Source organism: Mesorhizobium sp. B2-7-1, assembly GCF_006440735.1.
In the GTDB taxonomy this organism is placed as follows: Bacteria; Pseudomonadota; Alphaproteobacteria; order Rhizobiales; family Rhizobiaceae; genus Mesorhizobium.
Genome location: NZ_VFUA01000002.1, coordinates 148,161 through 165,533 on the forward strand (window position 1 = coordinate 148,161; position 17,373 = coordinate 165,533).

Genomic DNA, 17,373 nt, shown 5'->3' on the forward strand with positions numbered 1-17,373 from the left:
CGATTAGCACCTCAACGAAGCTGCTCGAATTCGCTTGGTGTGATCACCGGTGTCGGGGCTAGAGGTCGGCTCAATGGCGACGGCCCCGCCGGCCGCAGCGCTGTTCTGCTTTCAGTTTGCTCGGTCCTCGCAGCTCGCCCCGGTAGGCGGTGCCGAACAGAGCATGCTAGAAAAATGGATAAGCAAAAAGCCTGCGTTCGTGATCTATCCCCCGCCTTCGAAGGATCTCCCGTTCCTTGCCGTCATCTTAAAACCAGATGGGTCTGCAACAGCTCACCAGTTTGCGACAGAGCGAGAAGCTTCTGCCTTTAACCTTTTTGTCGATAAGCAGGCCCCGCAATTTCGAGCAGATCCTTGTCGCATTTCGGGTTTTTCAGGTCGTTAAATCGCTGCGCTCCGAGACCATCTCGTTCTGGGTGCGCAACTCGGTCAACAGCATCCCTTTGCCGAAAGGCTGGATGATAACCTCCCGGCCGCTCTGGTAAAGAACAACGCAGGATGGCGCCGCGACCGGCTTCTTGGCCATGGCTCCGCGCAACACCGAAAACGCCTCGACAGCGCGCCGTGGGGAATGACGTAATAGGGCTTTTCGAGATAGCGCGTGCCGATTTAGTCGATGGCGACGAAGCCTTCCACGTCCAGCGTATGTCGCGACGTGAGCTTCAGCTTCTTGATCTCGTCCGGTTCGATCTCGAGGAGTCGCCCTGCTCCGCCCCGTAGCCCTTGATCTGGTCCTCCGAGAGGGACCAACCCAGTCTCTTCATGGATATTGGCGCTTTTGACTGGCAGGCCGTCGTCGCGGTGGAGTATCTTGAAATGGGCCTTCCCGGCCTCTGTGGTCGCGCCCACCGGCTTGACCACGCAAGCGACCGACCCCACCTTGAGGAAACCCTTCCAAACCGCGCGTGGCGCCGCCATATGTTGTTCCTCATCGATCCAATCACAAGGAACAGTTGGCGCTGAGCATGGTTCCCTATCCAACCAATGCGATCAGGCAACCATGCAGGCGAAAGCGACTTACGATTCGGTAGAGGGCACATTCACGATCGAGAAAGGTATCTGCAAGGGGGCGTTCCCGCTGACCCACTTGCCGAAGTGGCTGAATTTCTATAGCCAGCAAATGCAGCGGTATCCCGCGCATGCACCGTCCTATACGGAAGATGTAAAAGCGCTCGAAGCACTCGCGGCCGCAGCCCGTCGACAGTCAGCCCACCCCGACACCACAAGTTCCAGGATTAACGTTCGCACAAGCTTCAGCTAATAACCTAGCCTCAGCCGCTGTTTACGGGAGGCCGAGATGCATCACCCCACTAGGCTTGAGAACCTGCAGTTTGCCCGCTCAATGCTGAAGGAGGTCCGCAGTAGGTTGGACGCATCGGGCGAGGCACTTCTGACCTATCTACTTGATATGGTCGTGATTGAAGCTGACGAGCGGGCAACGGCGATCCGGCTTGCTCAGCAGTCTACCACCGCGATTGCACTACCTGCGATGATCTATTGAGCCGTTGTGAAAGAGGCCGCCTGCCATGGGTGCCAGACGGGCTCTTTATCCGGCCTCTCTGCGGATTCGCATTTCCAGTGTGGTTGCGAAGACACCCGCCCGACGTGGCGCGCGGCTAAAAGCAGCTCAGCCCGCGCGCCGCCTGTTTGATCAACTTCACCCTTGGTCGATATTCCATTAGCGATTGCTTGACTAATCCGGCGCTCGCTCCAGAATTGGCGAGGAAGTCGCCATCCGCCGACTGTGCGCCGGCGCGTCACGGCGTACCGGCTGAGCGTTTCGGTCCCGACCTACAATCACCACTCGATCCGCGAGATGGCTCAAGTGGCGAACGGGCAGCCGATCGAGCTAGTGGCGCTACCTAAGCGGAAGACGTCGCACATCGACAAAACGACCTGATAATTGACTCGCTGTCGGCGGCTGACGGGATGAGCGATATTGTGCGCCGCGCGAGGCCTGCACTTAACGAATGTTAAGTTACCGAGCCGCCGATCCAATTCGCACTGATATGCCTGAATAAGGCGGTGTGCGTGCCGCCTGCTTACCCTACGGCCGATCTAAGGCGCGATATCAAATGAGAGCCGGATTACGCGGGACAAATTCCGCACGTCGAAGTTGGTAGCTCACTTCTGTTGCCGGGAACGCCAAGCCTGAAGAAATGGGACTGCGATTCGCCTCTGGGCCCAATTCGGCGGCGCTTTGCTCCAACCATAGACTTCACTCCAATAGAGCCTCCTTACGAGTGGGTTCAAACCCATGGCGCGGCAAACGTGGCCGGGAGGCTGAATTTCGGGAACTACACCTTGCCAAGCTTACCCTCGAGCTCTTTCACGAAATGAGCTTCGTTGAGAAGCGTTTCCCAGTCAGTGCCGATCCGCTCGACCAGATCACGGGCCTGGGTCTCGGTGATGTTTCCCTCTCGCGCTAGCCTCCCTGCCAGAAGATCGAATTCGCTTAAATCGTCATCGGCTAAATTGCCTTCGCGATGATGCATCGCCTCGAAGATCACCGCATAAACACTCGCGACCTCCTCGTTGATCTCGTCGGCTGAGATTCTTTCGGCCGCGGCGGCTTTCATCAATTCATCGGCTAGATCACTGACGGCGAGGGGATCATTCGTCATCGCGTTGGGCAGATGCTCCGCCATCCATTTGTCGAAGAAGTTCAGCCCGCGCGTGCTCATCCTGCTTAAGGCAGATAACCGATCTAGGTTCCCCTCATCGAATTTCGATCTTGTGTGATCACGCTATGTCCCGGAGGCTTATTTTAGCTAATTAGGATGTGCGGCGGACTTTTGATTCGCAAGGCCGGCGCCCGCTTTCAGGCAATTCCACCCAACGGAAGGCGCCGGCCGCCCTTTTTGCTGATGACGCGAGAGCTCTCTCTCGATCACGGCCGGCTGCAGCAAAAGTCTGACGAGGGCTTACGACTTTAGAGCCGCGCCACTTGGTAATTAAGGCCTACCGCGTGGTTTCTACGAAACATTCAACGACGAAACGCATTGCAATTCCACCGCCAGCTTTTGTGGCATCGAGCGGTCATCGGAAACAATGCGGAGTCATCTTATGAAAACCATCATCAGCAATTCGCTAGCTGCACTGGTCCTGCTGGCCGGCATCGGCGCGGCAGCCGCCGACGAAATTGTCCTCTCGCCCGACCAGGAAACTACCATTCGCACATACGTGAAGAAGGAACCTCTAGCGTCGGTTAAGCTGCCTGGCGTCGAGCTCAATGTCGGATCCAAGCTGTCCGAGAAGGTCGAGCTTCATCAGGTTCCGAACGTCAAGTATCGCTACACCGTCATTGACAATCGAACCGTCGTTGTCGATCCCGATACCCACACGATCGTCAAGGTCCTGGATTGACCTTTGAGTGACCATTCCTGCCTGCCGAGCCGGCGGGAGTGTTTCAATGGAAGGATATTTGCAATGCACAGTATCATCTACATTGTAGGCCTTGTAGTCGTGATTCTCGCAGTCTTGAGCTTCTTCGGTCTGCGCCGTTAGATTGAAGGTGGTCGGTAAGAGACGCTCTCTTCTGGTCAGCGCCGCCCGGACCTTGGTCGGAGATTCACAGAGAAACATCAGCAGAGCGTCATCGTTGAAGTTCGCGGCACATGGGTAGGACTGGAACAAATTACTTAGCGTGCCGCCGTTGGGGTAGCACCTGACAGCCCGCTCTAATCCGGGCGGGCTTTGCTGTCTCTTCCATCGGAACGCTGGCCTGACAGACAACAGGTGTTCGGCCGTCCGGTCTCTGTTGCTGCGTTTATCGGGTAAGGACGCCGTCCGGTGGGTCATTCCCCGGGTGGCTCAAGGCCGAAATCCTTGTAGTCCGGTGCTAGCGGGCGGCGCTCGTAATCGACCGGGCCATTGAGCAAAGTCTGCCTCACCTGACCGACGTCCCTGCCAAACTTGAACGCAGCATAAATTGCCCCGAGGCCAATCAATAATCTAAGCATATTCGTTCTCCGCTGGTTTCCGATGATTGCCAAACGGAAACCCGCGCCCCTCGGCAAGGACGCGGGCCGGTGTTTCCACCATTTCTGCGACCGTTTGAGGGGGACAATCGCAGACGAGGTTCAACATCGCGGACGATTGCTTGTTCCGAATCGTCAAAAAGAAACACGCCGGCCAAGGCCGACGGGCCACTTCGCTCAAACTGAGGTGTGTCCTTTTTCCTAGCCGGTCCGCTTGGTTCTCCTTAAGCCTCTATTTCCTTTTCAAGCGGTAGGTATGGCATGGAGCGTTTCAGGTTGCCCGTCCATGTCAGTGCACGCCTATCCAATCAGTGGAGAGCTTCTCGCCATTCGGATCGTGGCCGACGCGATCGCACGGCTTCCGAACGAGGCGGCTGCTCAGCTTTGGCGAGAGACTGCTACGCACCTGCTTTCAGTCGCAATCGAACGCGGGCAGAACGCTAACGACGCGCGCGCAGAAGTCCGTCGCTTCTTCGACGAGGTTCAGATCGCCCTACATAGCGACATGTCGGTCAGGCCGTTGTCATAAGATCGATCCCGAGCTGGGGCTTTGCCCGAGCAAGGCAGCGGTCGCACCGCTCCAACGTTCGAACGGGGCTTAGATCAATTGCCGCTTCAGGCGCCGAGAGCCGGCGTGGACTAAAGTCAGGAATTTGTCAGATACTTCCCAAGCGCAATGCCTGGCGCCTCGATGAGCCGATAATCGACATGATCCGGAAAGATGCAAGCCCGCTCCTTCGCGAGGCGCGGCTGCTCGGGAAGGGCTAACCCGCTTGGCCTGGACCTCGTTATCGAATCCCTTGGCGAGAGTCGCTGGAATATAGCTCATCGCTGGCAGTTCGGATTGGTTTCAGACGTGCCGAGCGTCTGTCGAAGATCGGTGAGCAACACCTGATCGGCCCGGCCCGTCCCTCACAGGTGCGGGCTTCCGGCTCGGCCACGGCCGTTGTGCCGCCGCGACAACAACAGGAACAGCAATGAAGCATCAGACACCATATGAACTCGAACCGGTTGCCGTCATTGATCGGCTTGGATTGATCCCTCTGCGACGAGAAAGCAGCGATAGAGCGGTGGGCGGAACCGCTCGAAAGAACACGCCTTCGGTGGCTGGCTGCACTCACAGGCACCGAATATGTCGATCCCGAAGTTCGACAGGGAGCACGGGCGGCAGGACCCCCGCTTACGGTCGCGTTCGAGGACCCGCTGTTGCGTGCGGCCGAATTGCAGTCGGACACCTACAGGGAGGCCAAGCGCTCATTCGAACTATCGGATTGGCAGTTGCACGAAGTCGTCTGCAGCTGTCATGCCGGCACGATCATGCAGGCAAGCTGGGTTGCCGGACGTGTGCGCCGGATCATGACCGGCAACAAGATCCTAGCCTGGCTCAGAAGCAGTCTTATGCATTGAAATCCCGATGACACGGCCCGCCACAGACGGGCCATATCTCGAACATTTCGAGGCTGCTACCCACCTGGCATGTTGGAGGCCGGATCTGAGGCCTGCTCCCACCAAGGGATCCGGCGTCACAGGCCCGCGTTCGGCTTCCGAACCTTCCGACTCGATCTCCTTCACGGCCTGATCCCAATGCTCCTGCTGGCGTCCGTCCGGACGGCCTTCCCGCTCCCAGATTTCGGGAGCGCGTTGCTTGATGCGCTCTTCCCTGTCCATGCTGGTCTCCTCTTGCGCCGGCTGGCACTTTGCCCGCGCCTAACCGGGTGCCTTGGCGTTGGTTCCCCGGGATGAGCGAGCGAAAAGAGCAGCCCCGTGCGAATCCGTTGGCCCGCCTCTTCCAAGGCGGGCCTTGTTATCGAGGGGAGGATTTATTGTTGCAGTTCTGCATGTTGGAAGTGGTGTTGCCGCTTGCCGTATTGTCGGTGTCGTTGCCGGCGGCATCCTTGCACGGTCGCCGGCGCCGCCCGCGCTTGTGGGCTGCTGCGTCGTGGCATTCTGCCGTTCTGATTGTTCCAGTGTTACCGCTGTTTGTCCCAGCGCCATTGTCGGTGCCAGTGGCGGCGCCTGTGCCGTTATTGCCGCTACCGTTGCGGGAACCGCTGGACTGAGCCATGCCGATGTGGCCAAAGCCAGCACGATGGCGGATGCCGAAATCAGTTTGATCATGAGAAGAAAATCTCCCTGTGGTCGCTTCGTTGCGATGCGACCCGAACCAGGGATTTCTCCGCGTGTTCATTGGAAGCCTAACTAAATGGGAAGCCTAACTAAATGCCAAAGTTATTCGACGTTCACTATCGAGCGCCGTGCAATATCCGGCCCTTGTTCTACTCGCCCGCATCCATCATCATCTTAGCGGGATTTCGCGATACGTTTTCCTCGATCTGCTCGTGTCCGGGCGTCTGGGGCAGCGCTTTACAGAAATTCTTCGCGTAGTCGGGCGGCATTTTGGGGGGCATCATCGGCTCATAGGCATCGACGAACGCCTCGATGATGACCGGTCTGTCGGTAGCGAAAGCCTGGTCGAGGACATGCTCTAGCTCGTCGGCCCGCTCGATGCTGAAGCCTTTCCCACCCATAGCCTCCGCTGCCTTGGCGAAATCGATCGGCTGCAATTCGCAGCCGAATTGCGGGTTGCCGAGGAACATCATCTGGTCCCAAGCGATCTGGTTCAGCATGTTGTTCTTGATGACCAGGACCTTCAGCGGAATGCGGCCTCCACACCGCTGACCTTCGGCGCGATGACCTCCATGACTGCGGTGTTTGTTCCGAGCCCCAAATCCTTCGTCGCTACCCGGAAGCCCGGAAGATTTTCAATGGCTCGAGATTTCGGCAGCGATTGACGACAACGCCCGGGCTATGTGGAAGAGCTTCTGCTTCTCGAACTTGCGAGCGCGTGACTCCAGCATCTCCATACACCAATTTCGGTCGACCACGTCATCGGCGACGGGCGCCGGTTGTGGTTCTGATGGCGGTGAGCGACCAGGCATCGCCTCGGGTTCGAGGGCTGCTAGCTCCAGGATCGGATAAGCCGGCATGAATGACATGGTTCAGTCCTTGGCTGCCCGGTCAGACTGGCGGCCGTCCTTCGGCGCCCTCGCGTCCTTCGAACGATCGGCGATGGCCGGGCCGGCGCCTGCCGTCATTTGAGTGGCAGGCGATGACTTGGTCGTACGGCTCGGGTTTTGACCGTCCGACTGATGAGTTCTGTCGTCGACCTCGCCGGGCGGCCTCGACAGCCCGGTTCCACCCTTCGGCTTCTTGTTTTCAGCAGCATCCTGCGAAAAATCGGCGGATGGGTCTCTGCCTTGGCGGGCTGGATATTTCATGGCGCCAGTCTCGCGATTGTTTTGACTCGTGGTCATCGGCTTGCCCTCGGCATTTGGAAGTGAGGTTGATGAGTCCTCAATGCCGCGACTTGGTCGTGGTTCCGAGCGATCGGCGAAACTCTCCGTCGGAAGGAACCAGTCCGTAGGCCGGTTGTTTTCGATGCAGCACCGAGCGAGTAAGCAACGCAATGCCCGAGAAGCTGGACGACGAAGAGAAGCGAATGCTGACGCGACGCTATTTTCGAAGCGAGAGCATGAGGAGGTACCTTCGAAGTCTTCCGATATTCGCCACCGAAAGGTGGCTGCCGGAACCGGGACTTGCGAGACCGCAGTTGAAGGCCGATCTCATGGAGCTTTGCGCGTTTGTTGGTGCCCGTCGCAATCAGCTCTTGTTCAAGCCGCGCAATGTTTTTCCTGACTGCTTCCGCGTCGGCAACCCGCTGTTGCCTGCCCTTTCATGAAGGCTGTCCGTGAACTCAATTATTCAAAGGATCGGACGCATTGGCGTGGCATATAAAACTGGCAGAATGATCACAGCCGCGCTCGCATGCCATTCGGATGGATGCGGCAAGCAAATCCGTGTCGAGTATGGCACCCGAGGCTGTCGAAGCAACCCTAATTCGGCATTTCTGATCGTCCCGTGGCACCAAGCCCGCCTTCATGTATATTAGCGAGTTGAAATATTATGGGCGAAGTATTCCGTTTGAGCGCGTCGCCGCCAACCGGCTGCAGGAGCTTTAGTTGCTCCCTGTGGTCAGAGCGTGAATTAGCTAAAAGGGATACTGTGGCGTTATGGATACGCTTACTAAACACGTCGCCTGCCAGCATTTTTTTCATTGATATTTAGTTTCCTTACGGTAACCCTGTCTTCAGGGTTGAATCGGGGGGCGCATGCGACAGGGCGAATCTGCCGTTGCAAGTGGGACAAGCGTCCCGCAGCACCTCATGTTCTATCATCCATCGCTCAACCCTTGCCTCATCCGGACAGAATGCCGTCCCGGTGATGACGAGTCAGCAAACATCATTCTCACGTGGAGCCCGATTGGACCTTGAGGCCAGCGGGGGCGATTGATCATGCAGCAGGCAACCCGGCACGAGGCAAGCGGAAACCAGCGCCAGTCGAAGAAAAGTGAAGGGGACGGCAAAGCGCCAGACTGTCGGCCGGCGGCCGCCTTCTCGCATTTCCTGCGCGGCGGCCGCATGACCAAGTGGAAGGGCCAAGCGGCGAGCTTTGCGCCAAATTTGGTGCACCTCGTCTCTGCCATAGTGCTCTTGTCTACAGTGCTTCTGGGGATGGCTACAGGTCAAGCGGCGGCCGCGGACCTCTATTGGGACTTCAACAATACCGGCGTCGGCCTCGGCGGGCCCGGAACGTGGGACACGACCTCTTCCTCATGGAACACGACCGGCAATGGCGTGGCCGGGCCATTCACGATCTGGAACAACGCGGCACTAGACGACGCCATCTTCCAAGGAACAGTCGGCGGTACGGTGACGCTCGGTGCGCCGATCATGGTGCACAACCTCACCTTTAATACCGCCGGCTACACCATTGCCGGAACCGGCGGTAACACGCTCACCCTGGCCGGTGCGTCTCCCACCATTACCGGCGCTGCCACGGTCAGCGCGATCATCGCCGGCACGGCGGGCCTCACCAAGGCTGGTGGAGGTACATTGACCTTGTCCGGGAGCAACACCTTCACTGGCAACGTCAACATCAATTCTGGATCGCTATCCGTCAACGCGAATGCGGCGCTGGGCGATACGAGCAACGTCGTCAACCTGGCCAACGGAGCATCTCTGAGTTCCAGCGGATCGCTGACCGGACGCACGGTCAATCTCAATGGCGGTCAAGGAGCTGTGAGTGTTGCCGGCACGGGCTCCGCCCACTTCACCGGAAGCGGCGGCCTCAGCGTCGCCGCCGTGGGCAGCACCGGCTCGATCACTCTGAGCGACAACACCAACAATTTTACCGGTGCTGTAAGCTTTGGAGTAAATAGTGCAGCGGCGGCCTCGTTCACGTCGATAGGCAACATCGGAGAAGCCAGCGCGCTGGGTGCCGGGGATACGATCAGTCTCCAGGCCAACTCGGGTGTATCGGCGCTCAATTACACCGGAACCGGGGATACTTCCAACCGGAACTGGCAGATTACCACGGGCATCGGATCGCCGACTGCCTTGATCCAGAACCTCGGTAGCGGGACTTTGACGCTGACCGGCAATATGGCCGCGACGGGGAATGTTTCTGTCGCGTTGTCGGCCGCCAACGCTGATTTGCAGGCGCTGGGTGTTCTCAGCAGCTCGACGACCAACACATTCAGGTTCATCGCCAGCAGCAATGGCACGATAACGCTCGGCGATGCCAACAGCTTCACCGGTGCTGCTTCGATCGAAGGCGGCACCGTCAAGGTCGGCACTTTGGCCGCTGGAGGGGCGAACAGTTCCCTTGGCGCAGGTACCAGCATTGCGTTCTCGAACGGAACCCTGAGCTATACGGGTACGGGCGCAACCAGCAACCGCACTTTGTCCATCGGCGGCACGACAAGCGCGATCCGCAACGATGGCTCCGGAGCACTGGCGTTCAGCGGAGCTACGTCCCTCGCGGGCACCTTGACGTTCGGCGGCAGCTATACCGGTGCGGACAACACGATCTCCGGAACTGTCTCCGGCAGCGGCACCTTGGTCAGCAGCGGCGATGCCACCTGGGTGCTGACCGGCGCGAATACCCGCAGCGGCGCCATCACCGTGAATGGCGGCACGCTGCGCGCGGGCAGTGCTTCGGCCTTCGGCACAGTGACCAACGTCACGGTCAACGGCGGCACTTTGGATCTCAACGGGAACAACCTGGCGCCCGTCTCGCTCAGCGGCACCGGCGGCACGGTGGCGATGGGGAACGCCAATCTCACCCTCAATCTGGGCTCGGGCGTCAACAACAGCTACGGCGGCAGCATCGCTGGTACCGGCGCCAGCCTGACCAAAATGGGCGCCGGCACGCTAACCCTGACCGGAGCCAGCAGCTATACGGGCGCGACGACAGTCGGCGGTGGCACGCTGGCTCTCGACTTCTCACCGGCGGCAGGGCCGACCAGCAACATCATCTCGGCTTCTTCAGCCCTGGTCATGAACGGCGGAACGGTCAAGATCACGGGCGCGGCGGGCGAAAACAACGTCCAGAGTTTCAATGGCGTCACGGTTACGACGGGCAACAATACGGTGAGCGCCACTTCCGGATCCGGCGGCAGCATGACCGTCAATCTCGGTGCCATCACCCGCACGGGCGGCCTTGCCAATTTCGTGCTGCCCAATGCGGGTGCGATCACCGCGGCCGGACCGGATCGAGCGCTCGGCGGCTGGGCGACCGTCAACGGGTCGGATTACGCCAAGGTGGTCGGCGGCAACATCGTGGCGTTCACGGCCGGCGACTATGTCAATCAGGATGATGCGAGCCAATGGCAGGCCAATCAGATCCTGAGTGATGCCGACGGCGCAAACACGCCCTTCTTCAACACCGTAGGGTCCAGCATCCAGATCGGCGGCCTGCAGTATACGGCAGCGGCGAATTCCACGGTCACCGTAGCGGCCGGCCAGACCCTTGGGATAGACGGCACGATCATCGTCGCCCCTTCTGTAACCGGCGGAAGCCAGACGATCACCGGCGGATCGATGACAGGTACGCTTGGCGGCGGCGTGCTGGGTATCCAGCAGAACGGTGGCGGCACCTTCACCATCGCCTCCACCATTGTCGACAACACGGGTGCTGTCGGATTCAGCAAGGCTGGGACCGGCAAAGTGGCGCTCACTGGCAGCAACACCTATACCGGCGCCACCACCGTTAGTCAGGGCACACTCTCGATTAATTCGGTTGCCAATGCCGGATCTGCCAGCGCGATCGGCGCTGCCTCGGCAAATTCGTCCAACCTGGTAATCCAGGGCGCGACGCTGGAATATACCGGCGGGACGACCTCCACCGACAGCGGCTTCACTATCGCCCGATCGGGCGCTGCTACCTCGGGCACGATCTCGGTCACCAACGCTGCCAGCAACTTGACCTTCTCCGGACAGGTGGTGAGCCCCGACGGCGCCAACTTCGTCAAGGACGGCGCGGGCACACTGACGCTTGCTGGAAGCAACAGCAGCTATACCGGCACTACCACAGTCAACAGTGGCACACTTGGCGTCACCTCGCTCGCCAACGGCGGCGTCAACAGCTCCATCGGCGCCTCCACCAGTGCCTCCGCGAACCTTGTCCTGCAGAACGGCGGCAAGCTGGATTATCTCGGTGCGACAGCGACAAGCAATCGAGGCTTCACGCTGGCTTCTGCGGGGGGGATCGGGGTAAGCAATGCCTCCACCACGCTGACGCTAGGGGGCGCGGCTACAGGTCCCGGCCGTCTCACGAAGACGGGTGCAGGCACGCTGGTCCTTGCAGGCACCAACGACTACACCGGCGGCAACTCCGTTACCGCCGGCATCCTGCGGGCGGGCTCGACCAGCGCTTTCGGCTCCGGCCCTGTGGACGTGGCCACCGGCGCAACGCTCGACCTTAACAACTTCAGCAACACCGTCGGCGCGCTCGGTGGCACGGGCAATGTGACCTTGGGCACGGCGCGGCTTACGATCATCGGCAATGGCGCCACGTTTAGCGGTATAATCAGCGGCGCCTCTGCAGGCGGCGTGACGTTGACCGCGGGGACGCAGACGTTCAGCGGATGCAACAACACCTATAGTGGTTCCACAGTCCTGCAAGGCAGCAGCGTATTGAACGTCGGTTGCTTGGCCAATGGCGGGCAGCCAAGCGACATCGGCACCTCAAACAACGCCTCGACCAATCTTGTCTTTAACACCGGCGCACTGAACTACACTGGCGGCACCGTGACGACCGATCGCGGATTCCAGCTTTTGGGCGGTACCGGGGCCGTCGGCGTGGCGAATGCGGCGACGACGTTGACGTTTGGCGGCCAGGTCATCGGGGGCGGCGTCCTGCGCAAGGATGGTGCGGGGACGTTGGTTCTGTCCGGCAACAATATCTATACCGGTGGAACAATCGTGACTGCGGGCGCCCTGCGCGCCGGCTCGACCAGCGCATTTGGCACGGGCGGCATGACTGTAAACGCCGGCGCAACTCTGGATCTTAATGACCGGAGCAATACTGTTGGCGGCCTCGCGGGTGCCGGGAGCGTGGCTCTTGGGTCTGGCACGCTCACCCTTAGCAATGGCTTGAGCTTCAGCGGCTCGATCGCTGGCGGCGGCGGCCTGGTCAAGAGCGGGCTTGGCACGCAGACGTTGTCGGGCTGTAGCAGCAGCTATGACGGCAGTACAACGATCAACGGGGGCGTGCTTGCGGTCACCTGCCTGAACAATGGCGGCGTCGCGAGCTCAATCGGTGATTCCAGCGCTGCGGCAACCAACTTGGTGCTCGACGGTGGCACGCTGCAATATATCGGGGCGGTCGGCAGCACGAACCGGCAGTTCACGCTGGGCAGCGGCGGTGGCAGCCTTGACGCTTCGGGCAGCGGCGCGATCAATTTCACCAGCACGGCGGCCGTCACCCTCTCGGGCGCTGGCAGTCGCACGCTGACGCTGACCGGCACCAATACGGCCAACAATACGCTTGCGGCCCGCATCGACAACCCGGCCGGCGCAGCCACTGCGCTGACCAAGAGCGGCACCGGCACCTGGGTACTGCAGAATGCGGGGAGCACTTATACCGGCGTTACGACGATCACCGGCGGCGTGCTCGCCGTCGACAAGCTCGCCGATGGCGGCCATGCGAGTTCGATCGGCCAGTCGACGAACTTGGCCTCCAATCTCGTGATCGGCAGCGGCTCGACGCTGCGCTATACGGGCGGCGGCGACACGACTGACCGTCTCTTCACCTTGCAGACCGGCGTCAGCTTCATCGAATCGTCCGGCACCGGCGCGGTCGTTTTCAGCAATACGGGGTCGGCCGCCTACACCGGAGTTGGCAACCGCACGCTCGCGCTGGGTGGCACCAACACCGACCTCAATACGATGGGCGGCACCATCATCGATGGTCCCGGCGGTACGACCACGCTCGCCAAGAATGACTCCGGTACCTGGGTGCTCACCGGCAACAACAGCTTCACCGGCAACACCGTCATCAATGATGGCAACCTGATGATCGGCAATGGCGGCACGTCGGGCAATGCCGGCGCCGGCAATGTCATTGTCGCCAACGCGACCTCGACATTGTCGTTCAACCGCAGCGACACGTTCGCCTTCGCGGGCAATCTGAGCGGCGCGGGCAACATCGCCCAGATCGGTACTGGAACCACGCGGCTCACCTCGGCGATCGACAGCACCATCGGCGGCACGACCCGGGTCGATGCCGGCATGCTAGAGCTTGCCAGCAACCTTACCAGCGGGGCGACGACCGTGAACGGGGGCACGCTGCAGGTCGACGCTGGCAAGACGCTGACGACGCCGACGATTGCGATGAACGCCGGCTCGACATTGACTGTCAGTGGCACCGTGCAAGCGGTCGGGGCGACGCCGGTGGCCATGACCGGCGACGCCGGAGCGAGCACCATCACCATCGCCTCCGGCGGAGTTCTGCGCGGCAATGGAGATCTCGGCGGCGGCAGCGATATCCTTAATCTGACAGGGACGTTGAACACCGGTGCCGGAGCGCTCAACCTAGGCACGGGCAACGATACACTAGTTCTCAATGATGGCGCCGCGATCTCCGGAACTGTCAATGCCGGCACCGGCGGTGAGACAGGGGCCGGGGATACGCTGCAGGTGGTCAACAATCTGCCCCGTACATTGGATGGGGCGAACGTCACTGGCTTCGAGAGCCTCAACAAACAGGGCACCAACACATTATTCCTGACCGGCAATCACAGCTACAGCGCCGGCGTGACGATCGGCACGGGCACGCTGGAGGTCGGCAACGGCGTTACGGATGGCGCTCTGACGACCCCGACGGTGGTGGATAACGGCGCGCTAGCGTTCAACCTGAACAGCAATTACACATTCGGCGCGACAATCTCTGGTGCCGGCCGACTGATGAAGCTCGGCACGGGCGTCATGACGCTCACCGGCGCCAACGGCTACCTCGGACCTACCAGCATCCTTGGCGGCACCTTGCTCATCAATGGCGACCAGTCGGCGGCCACCGGACAGACCACCGTTGGGAACGGCACGACGCTGGGCGGTATCGGCACCATCGGCGGCAACGTTAACGTGGCTAACGGCGGCACCGTGAGCCCAGGCGGCACTGGCAACGTGCCGGGGATGCTCACCATCAACGGCAATCTTAGTCTCGGCGCCACTTCGGCGGTCAACGTCAATTTCGGCGAGGCGAATGTGCCGGGCGGCGCGTTCAACGACCTCATCAATGTCGGCGGCAACCTGACGCTGGACGGCACGCTCAACGTCAGCCAAAGCGCGAGCGGCAATTTCGGGCCCGGCGTCTACCGCATCATCAACTACAACGGCTCGCTTTCGGACAACGGGCTCGCCGTCACGGATTCGAACTATGCCGTGCAGACGTCCGTCGCCAACCAGGTCAACCTGGTCAATTCGGCGGGCCTGACGCTGAGCTACTGGGACGGCAACGGCCCGCATTCCAACGGCGCGGTCAATGGCGGCAACGGCACCTGGCGGGCGGGCGGCGACCAGAACTGGACCGACAGCAGCGGCCTGTTCGCCGCGCCCTTCGCCAATGCCAGCTTCGCCATTTTCCAGAGTGCTCCGGGCACAGTTACGGTCGACAACACAAATGGCGCGGTGCAGGCCGCGGGCATGCAGTTCGTCACCGATGGCTACCTCATCCAGGGAGCAGCTATCGGGCTGGTCGGCCCGCAGTCGATCATTCGCGTCGGCGACGGCACGCTGGCCGGCGCTGGCTATGTCGCGACCATTGCGTCCAACCTGACGGGCAGCAGCCAACTGGTGAAGACCGATGCCGGCACGCTGGTGCTGTCTGGGACCAACAGCTACTCTGGCGGCACGGCCGTCAACGGCGGCACGGTTCAGATTTCGGCAGACGGCAATCTCGGCAACGCTTCCGGCGGCCTGTCGCTCGACGGCGGCACGCTGCACACCACCGCCACCATTAATTCCGCGCGCGCCGTGACGCTCAATGTGGGCGGCGGCACTTTCGACACCGACGCCGCGACCAGCCTAGCGCTGAACAGCACTATAAGCGGCGCCGGGGCCTTGACCAAGGAAGGCGGCGGGACGCTCGCCTTGGCCGGCACCAACAGCTACCAGGGCGGTACTTTCATCAATGGCGGCACGGTCCAGATCACGGCCGATGCCAATCTCGGCAATGCGACCGGCAAGGTCACCTTCGATGGCGGCACGCTCTACCAGCAAGGCCCGACCAGCATCGTCATTAGCCGCACTGCAACGCTTCAGGCGGGCGGCGGAACGTTCCAGACCGACAGCGCGGTGGTATGGGAAGGTTCCGTCGACGGCGCGGGTGCGCTCACCAAGACCGGCGCCGGCGTGCTGATCCTCTCCGCCGACAACAACTATGCCGGCGGCACAACGATCTCGAGCGGCCTCCTGATGCTGGGCATCGGCGGCACGACGGGCTCCATCCTGGGCGACGTTGTCGACAACGGCACGCTCAGCTTCAATCGCTCCGACTTGTACACGTTTGACGGCACGATCTCCGGCAGTGGCGGCGTGAGCCAGGACGGCACCGGCGCGACCGTGCTCACGGCCGACAACACTTACACGGGCACGACGCTGGTTGCCGGGGGCGGCCGGCTCTACATCAATGGCGACCAGAGCGCCGCGACCGGATTGACCAACGTCAATTTCGGCACGCTTGGCGGCAACGGCACCATCGGCGGCGACGTCTTCGTGGACGCCACCGGCCGGCTGTCTCCCGGTGGCCTGGGCACCACGCCGGGCACGCTCACCATCATTGGCAACCTCGAACTGGCCGACGGCTCCAACCTTGACTATTCGTTCGGCCAGGCCGGCGTCGTTGGCGGCGCCTACAATGACCTCACGGTCGTGCATGGCGCTCTCACGCTGGACGGCTCGATCAATGTCACCGAAACGCCTGGCGGCAATTTTGGCCCCGGCATCTATCGCGTCATCAGCTATGACGGCGCCCTGACCGACAACGGGCTCGACAGCAACTCGCCCAGTCACGTCGTCCAGACCTCGATAGCCGGCCAGGTGAACCTCGTCGATATCAGCGCCATGACGCTCAACTTCTGGGACGGCGACGCCGGCCCGAAGAGCAACAACGCCGTCAATGGCGGCAACGGCACCTGGCGGGCGGCGGGCGACGACAACTGGACCGGGCCGGCCGGCGACATCAACGCCGCCTTCTCGAACGGCAGTTTTGCTATTTTCGCTGGCGCTGCCGGTATGGTCAGCGTCGACAACACCAACGGCCAGGTCCAGGCCGCTGGCATGCAGTTCGCCACCGACGGCTATCTCATCCAGGGACAGAACATCGAACTCCTCGGACCGCAATCGACGATCCGGGTCGGCGACGGCACTTTGCCGGGTGCGGGCTACACGGCGACGATCGCCTCCGTGCTTCAGGGCAGCTCGCAACTGGTCAAGACCGATCTCGGCACGCTCGTGCTTGCCGGCACCAACACCTACACCGGCGGCACGGCAATCGAGGGCGGCGCGCTGCAGGTCTCGGGCGATGCCAACCTTGGCGATGCGGCGGGTGCGTTGTCTCTCGACAATGGCGCCACACTGCAAAACACCGCAGCCTTCGGCTCGGCACGCGACGTCACGCTCAATGCGGGCGGCGGCACCTTGCAGACCGACGCCGATCTCACGCTGTCCGGCCTGGTCGGCGGCGCTGGCGGCTTGACCAAGACGGGCATCGCGGCGCTGACGCTGACGGGCACCAACAGCTATGCCGGGCCGACCACGGTTGCGGCAGGTAGCCTCTATGTCGACGGCGACCAGAGTGCTGTCACCGGACTGACCTCGGTGCAGATCGGCGCCACGCTCGGCGGCAAGGGGAAGATCGGCGGCAACGTCGTGATCGCCGACGGCGGCACGCTATCGCCGGGATCGGCCGACGGTACGCCGGGCACGCTCGCCATAGCGGGCGACCTCTCACTCTCTGGCGGCTCGATCCTGAACTATTCCTTCGGCGAGGC

At 61.3% G+C, this 17,373-nt stretch carries 10 protein-coding genes and 1 pseudogene; 6 read left to right on the forward strand and 5 right to left on the reverse strand.

The genetic code is table 11. The annotated features are described in order from the left end of the window. Positions 1–373 precede the first annotated feature (373 nt). Together FJ471_RS34675 and FJ471_RS34680 are read right to left on the reverse strand one after the other, a co-directional pair. On the reverse strand, positions 374–526 hold the full coding sequence (locus FJ471_RS34675) for a hypothetical protein (RefSeq protein WP_181179087.1): 153 nt from the start codon (positions 524–526) through the stop codon (positions 374–376). Between the two features lie 83 nt (positions 527–609). Then, positions 610–918 carry a Ku protein gene (locus tag FJ471_RS34680; protein ID WP_181179089.1) on the reverse strand — a complete coding sequence of 103 codons (309 nt, stop codon included), beginning with the start codon at positions 916–918 and terminating at the stop codon, positions 610–612. A 379-nt stretch (positions 919–1,297) separates the two neighbouring features. Between FJ471_RS34680 and FJ471_RS01835 the strand changes: the two genes are divergently transcribed. Next, positions 1,298–1,501, forward strand: coding sequence for a hypothetical protein (locus tag FJ471_RS01835; protein WP_140801464.1), 204 nt, complete (start codon positions 1,298–1,300; stop codon positions 1,499–1,501). 796 nt (positions 1,502–2,297) lie between these two features. Here FJ471_RS01835 and FJ471_RS01840 read toward each other — a convergent pair. Then, positions 2,298–2,684 (reverse strand): DUF768 domain-containing protein, encoded by a 387-nt coding sequence (locus FJ471_RS01840; RefSeq protein WP_140801465.1) that lies wholly within the window; start codon positions 2,682–2,684, stop codon positions 2,298–2,300. Between the two features lie 382 nt (positions 2,685–3,066). On the opposite strand from FJ471_RS01840, the gene FJ471_RS01845 reads away from it, so the two are divergent. The 3 genes from FJ471_RS01845 to FJ471_RS35640 all read left to right on the forward strand — a co-directional run bounded on the left by FJ471_RS01845 (position 3,067) and on the right by FJ471_RS35640 (position 5,387). Further along, positions 3,067–3,366 (forward strand): DUF1236 domain-containing protein, encoded by a 300-nt coding sequence (locus tag FJ471_RS01845; protein WP_140801467.1) that lies wholly within the window; start codon positions 3,067–3,069, stop codon positions 3,364–3,366. Between the two features lie 900 nt (positions 3,367–4,266). Continuing rightward, positions 4,267–4,509, forward strand: coding sequence for a DUF6074 family protein (locus FJ471_RS35175; protein ID WP_140801468.1), 243 nt, complete (start codon positions 4,267–4,269; stop codon positions 4,507–4,509). Between the two features lie 677 nt (positions 4,510–5,186). Then, the gene (locus FJ471_RS35640) at positions 5,187–5,387 is read left to right on the forward strand and encodes a hypothetical protein (protein WP_348643322.1); all 201 of its coding nucleotides are present in this window, start codon (positions 5,187–5,189) and stop codon (positions 5,385–5,387) included. Here FJ471_RS35640 and FJ471_RS01860 read toward each other — a convergent pair. Together FJ471_RS01860 and FJ471_RS01870 are read right to left on the reverse strand one after the other, a co-directional pair. Further along, positions 5,355–5,648: a DUF2934 domain-containing protein gene (locus tag FJ471_RS01860; RefSeq protein WP_140801469.1), complete on the reverse strand. Its 294-nt coding sequence runs from the start codon at positions 5,646–5,648 to the stop codon at positions 5,355–5,357. The two genes, FJ471_RS35640 and FJ471_RS01860, sit on opposite strands and share 33 nt — an antisense overlap. A 608-nt stretch (positions 5,649–6,256) precedes the next feature. Further along, positions 6,257–6,640: pseudogene (locus tag FJ471_RS01870) on the reverse strand (thiamine pyrophosphate-dependent enzyme); the annotation flags it as partial. An 806-nt stretch (positions 6,641–7,446) separates the two neighbouring features. On the opposite strand from FJ471_RS01870, the gene FJ471_RS34685 reads away from it, so the two are divergent. Both FJ471_RS34685 and FJ471_RS01880 read left to right on the forward strand, forming a co-directional pair. Continuing rightward, entirely contained in the window at positions 7,447–7,719 is a 273-nt protein-coding gene (locus FJ471_RS34685; protein ID WP_181179091.1) for a hypothetical protein, read from the forward strand. 613 nt (positions 7,720–8,332) lie between these two features. Beyond that, positions 8,333–17,373 (forward strand): autotransporter-associated beta strand repeat-containing protein (locus FJ471_RS01880; protein ID WP_140801472.1); only part of this gene is annotated, 9,041 nt, incomplete at its 3' end.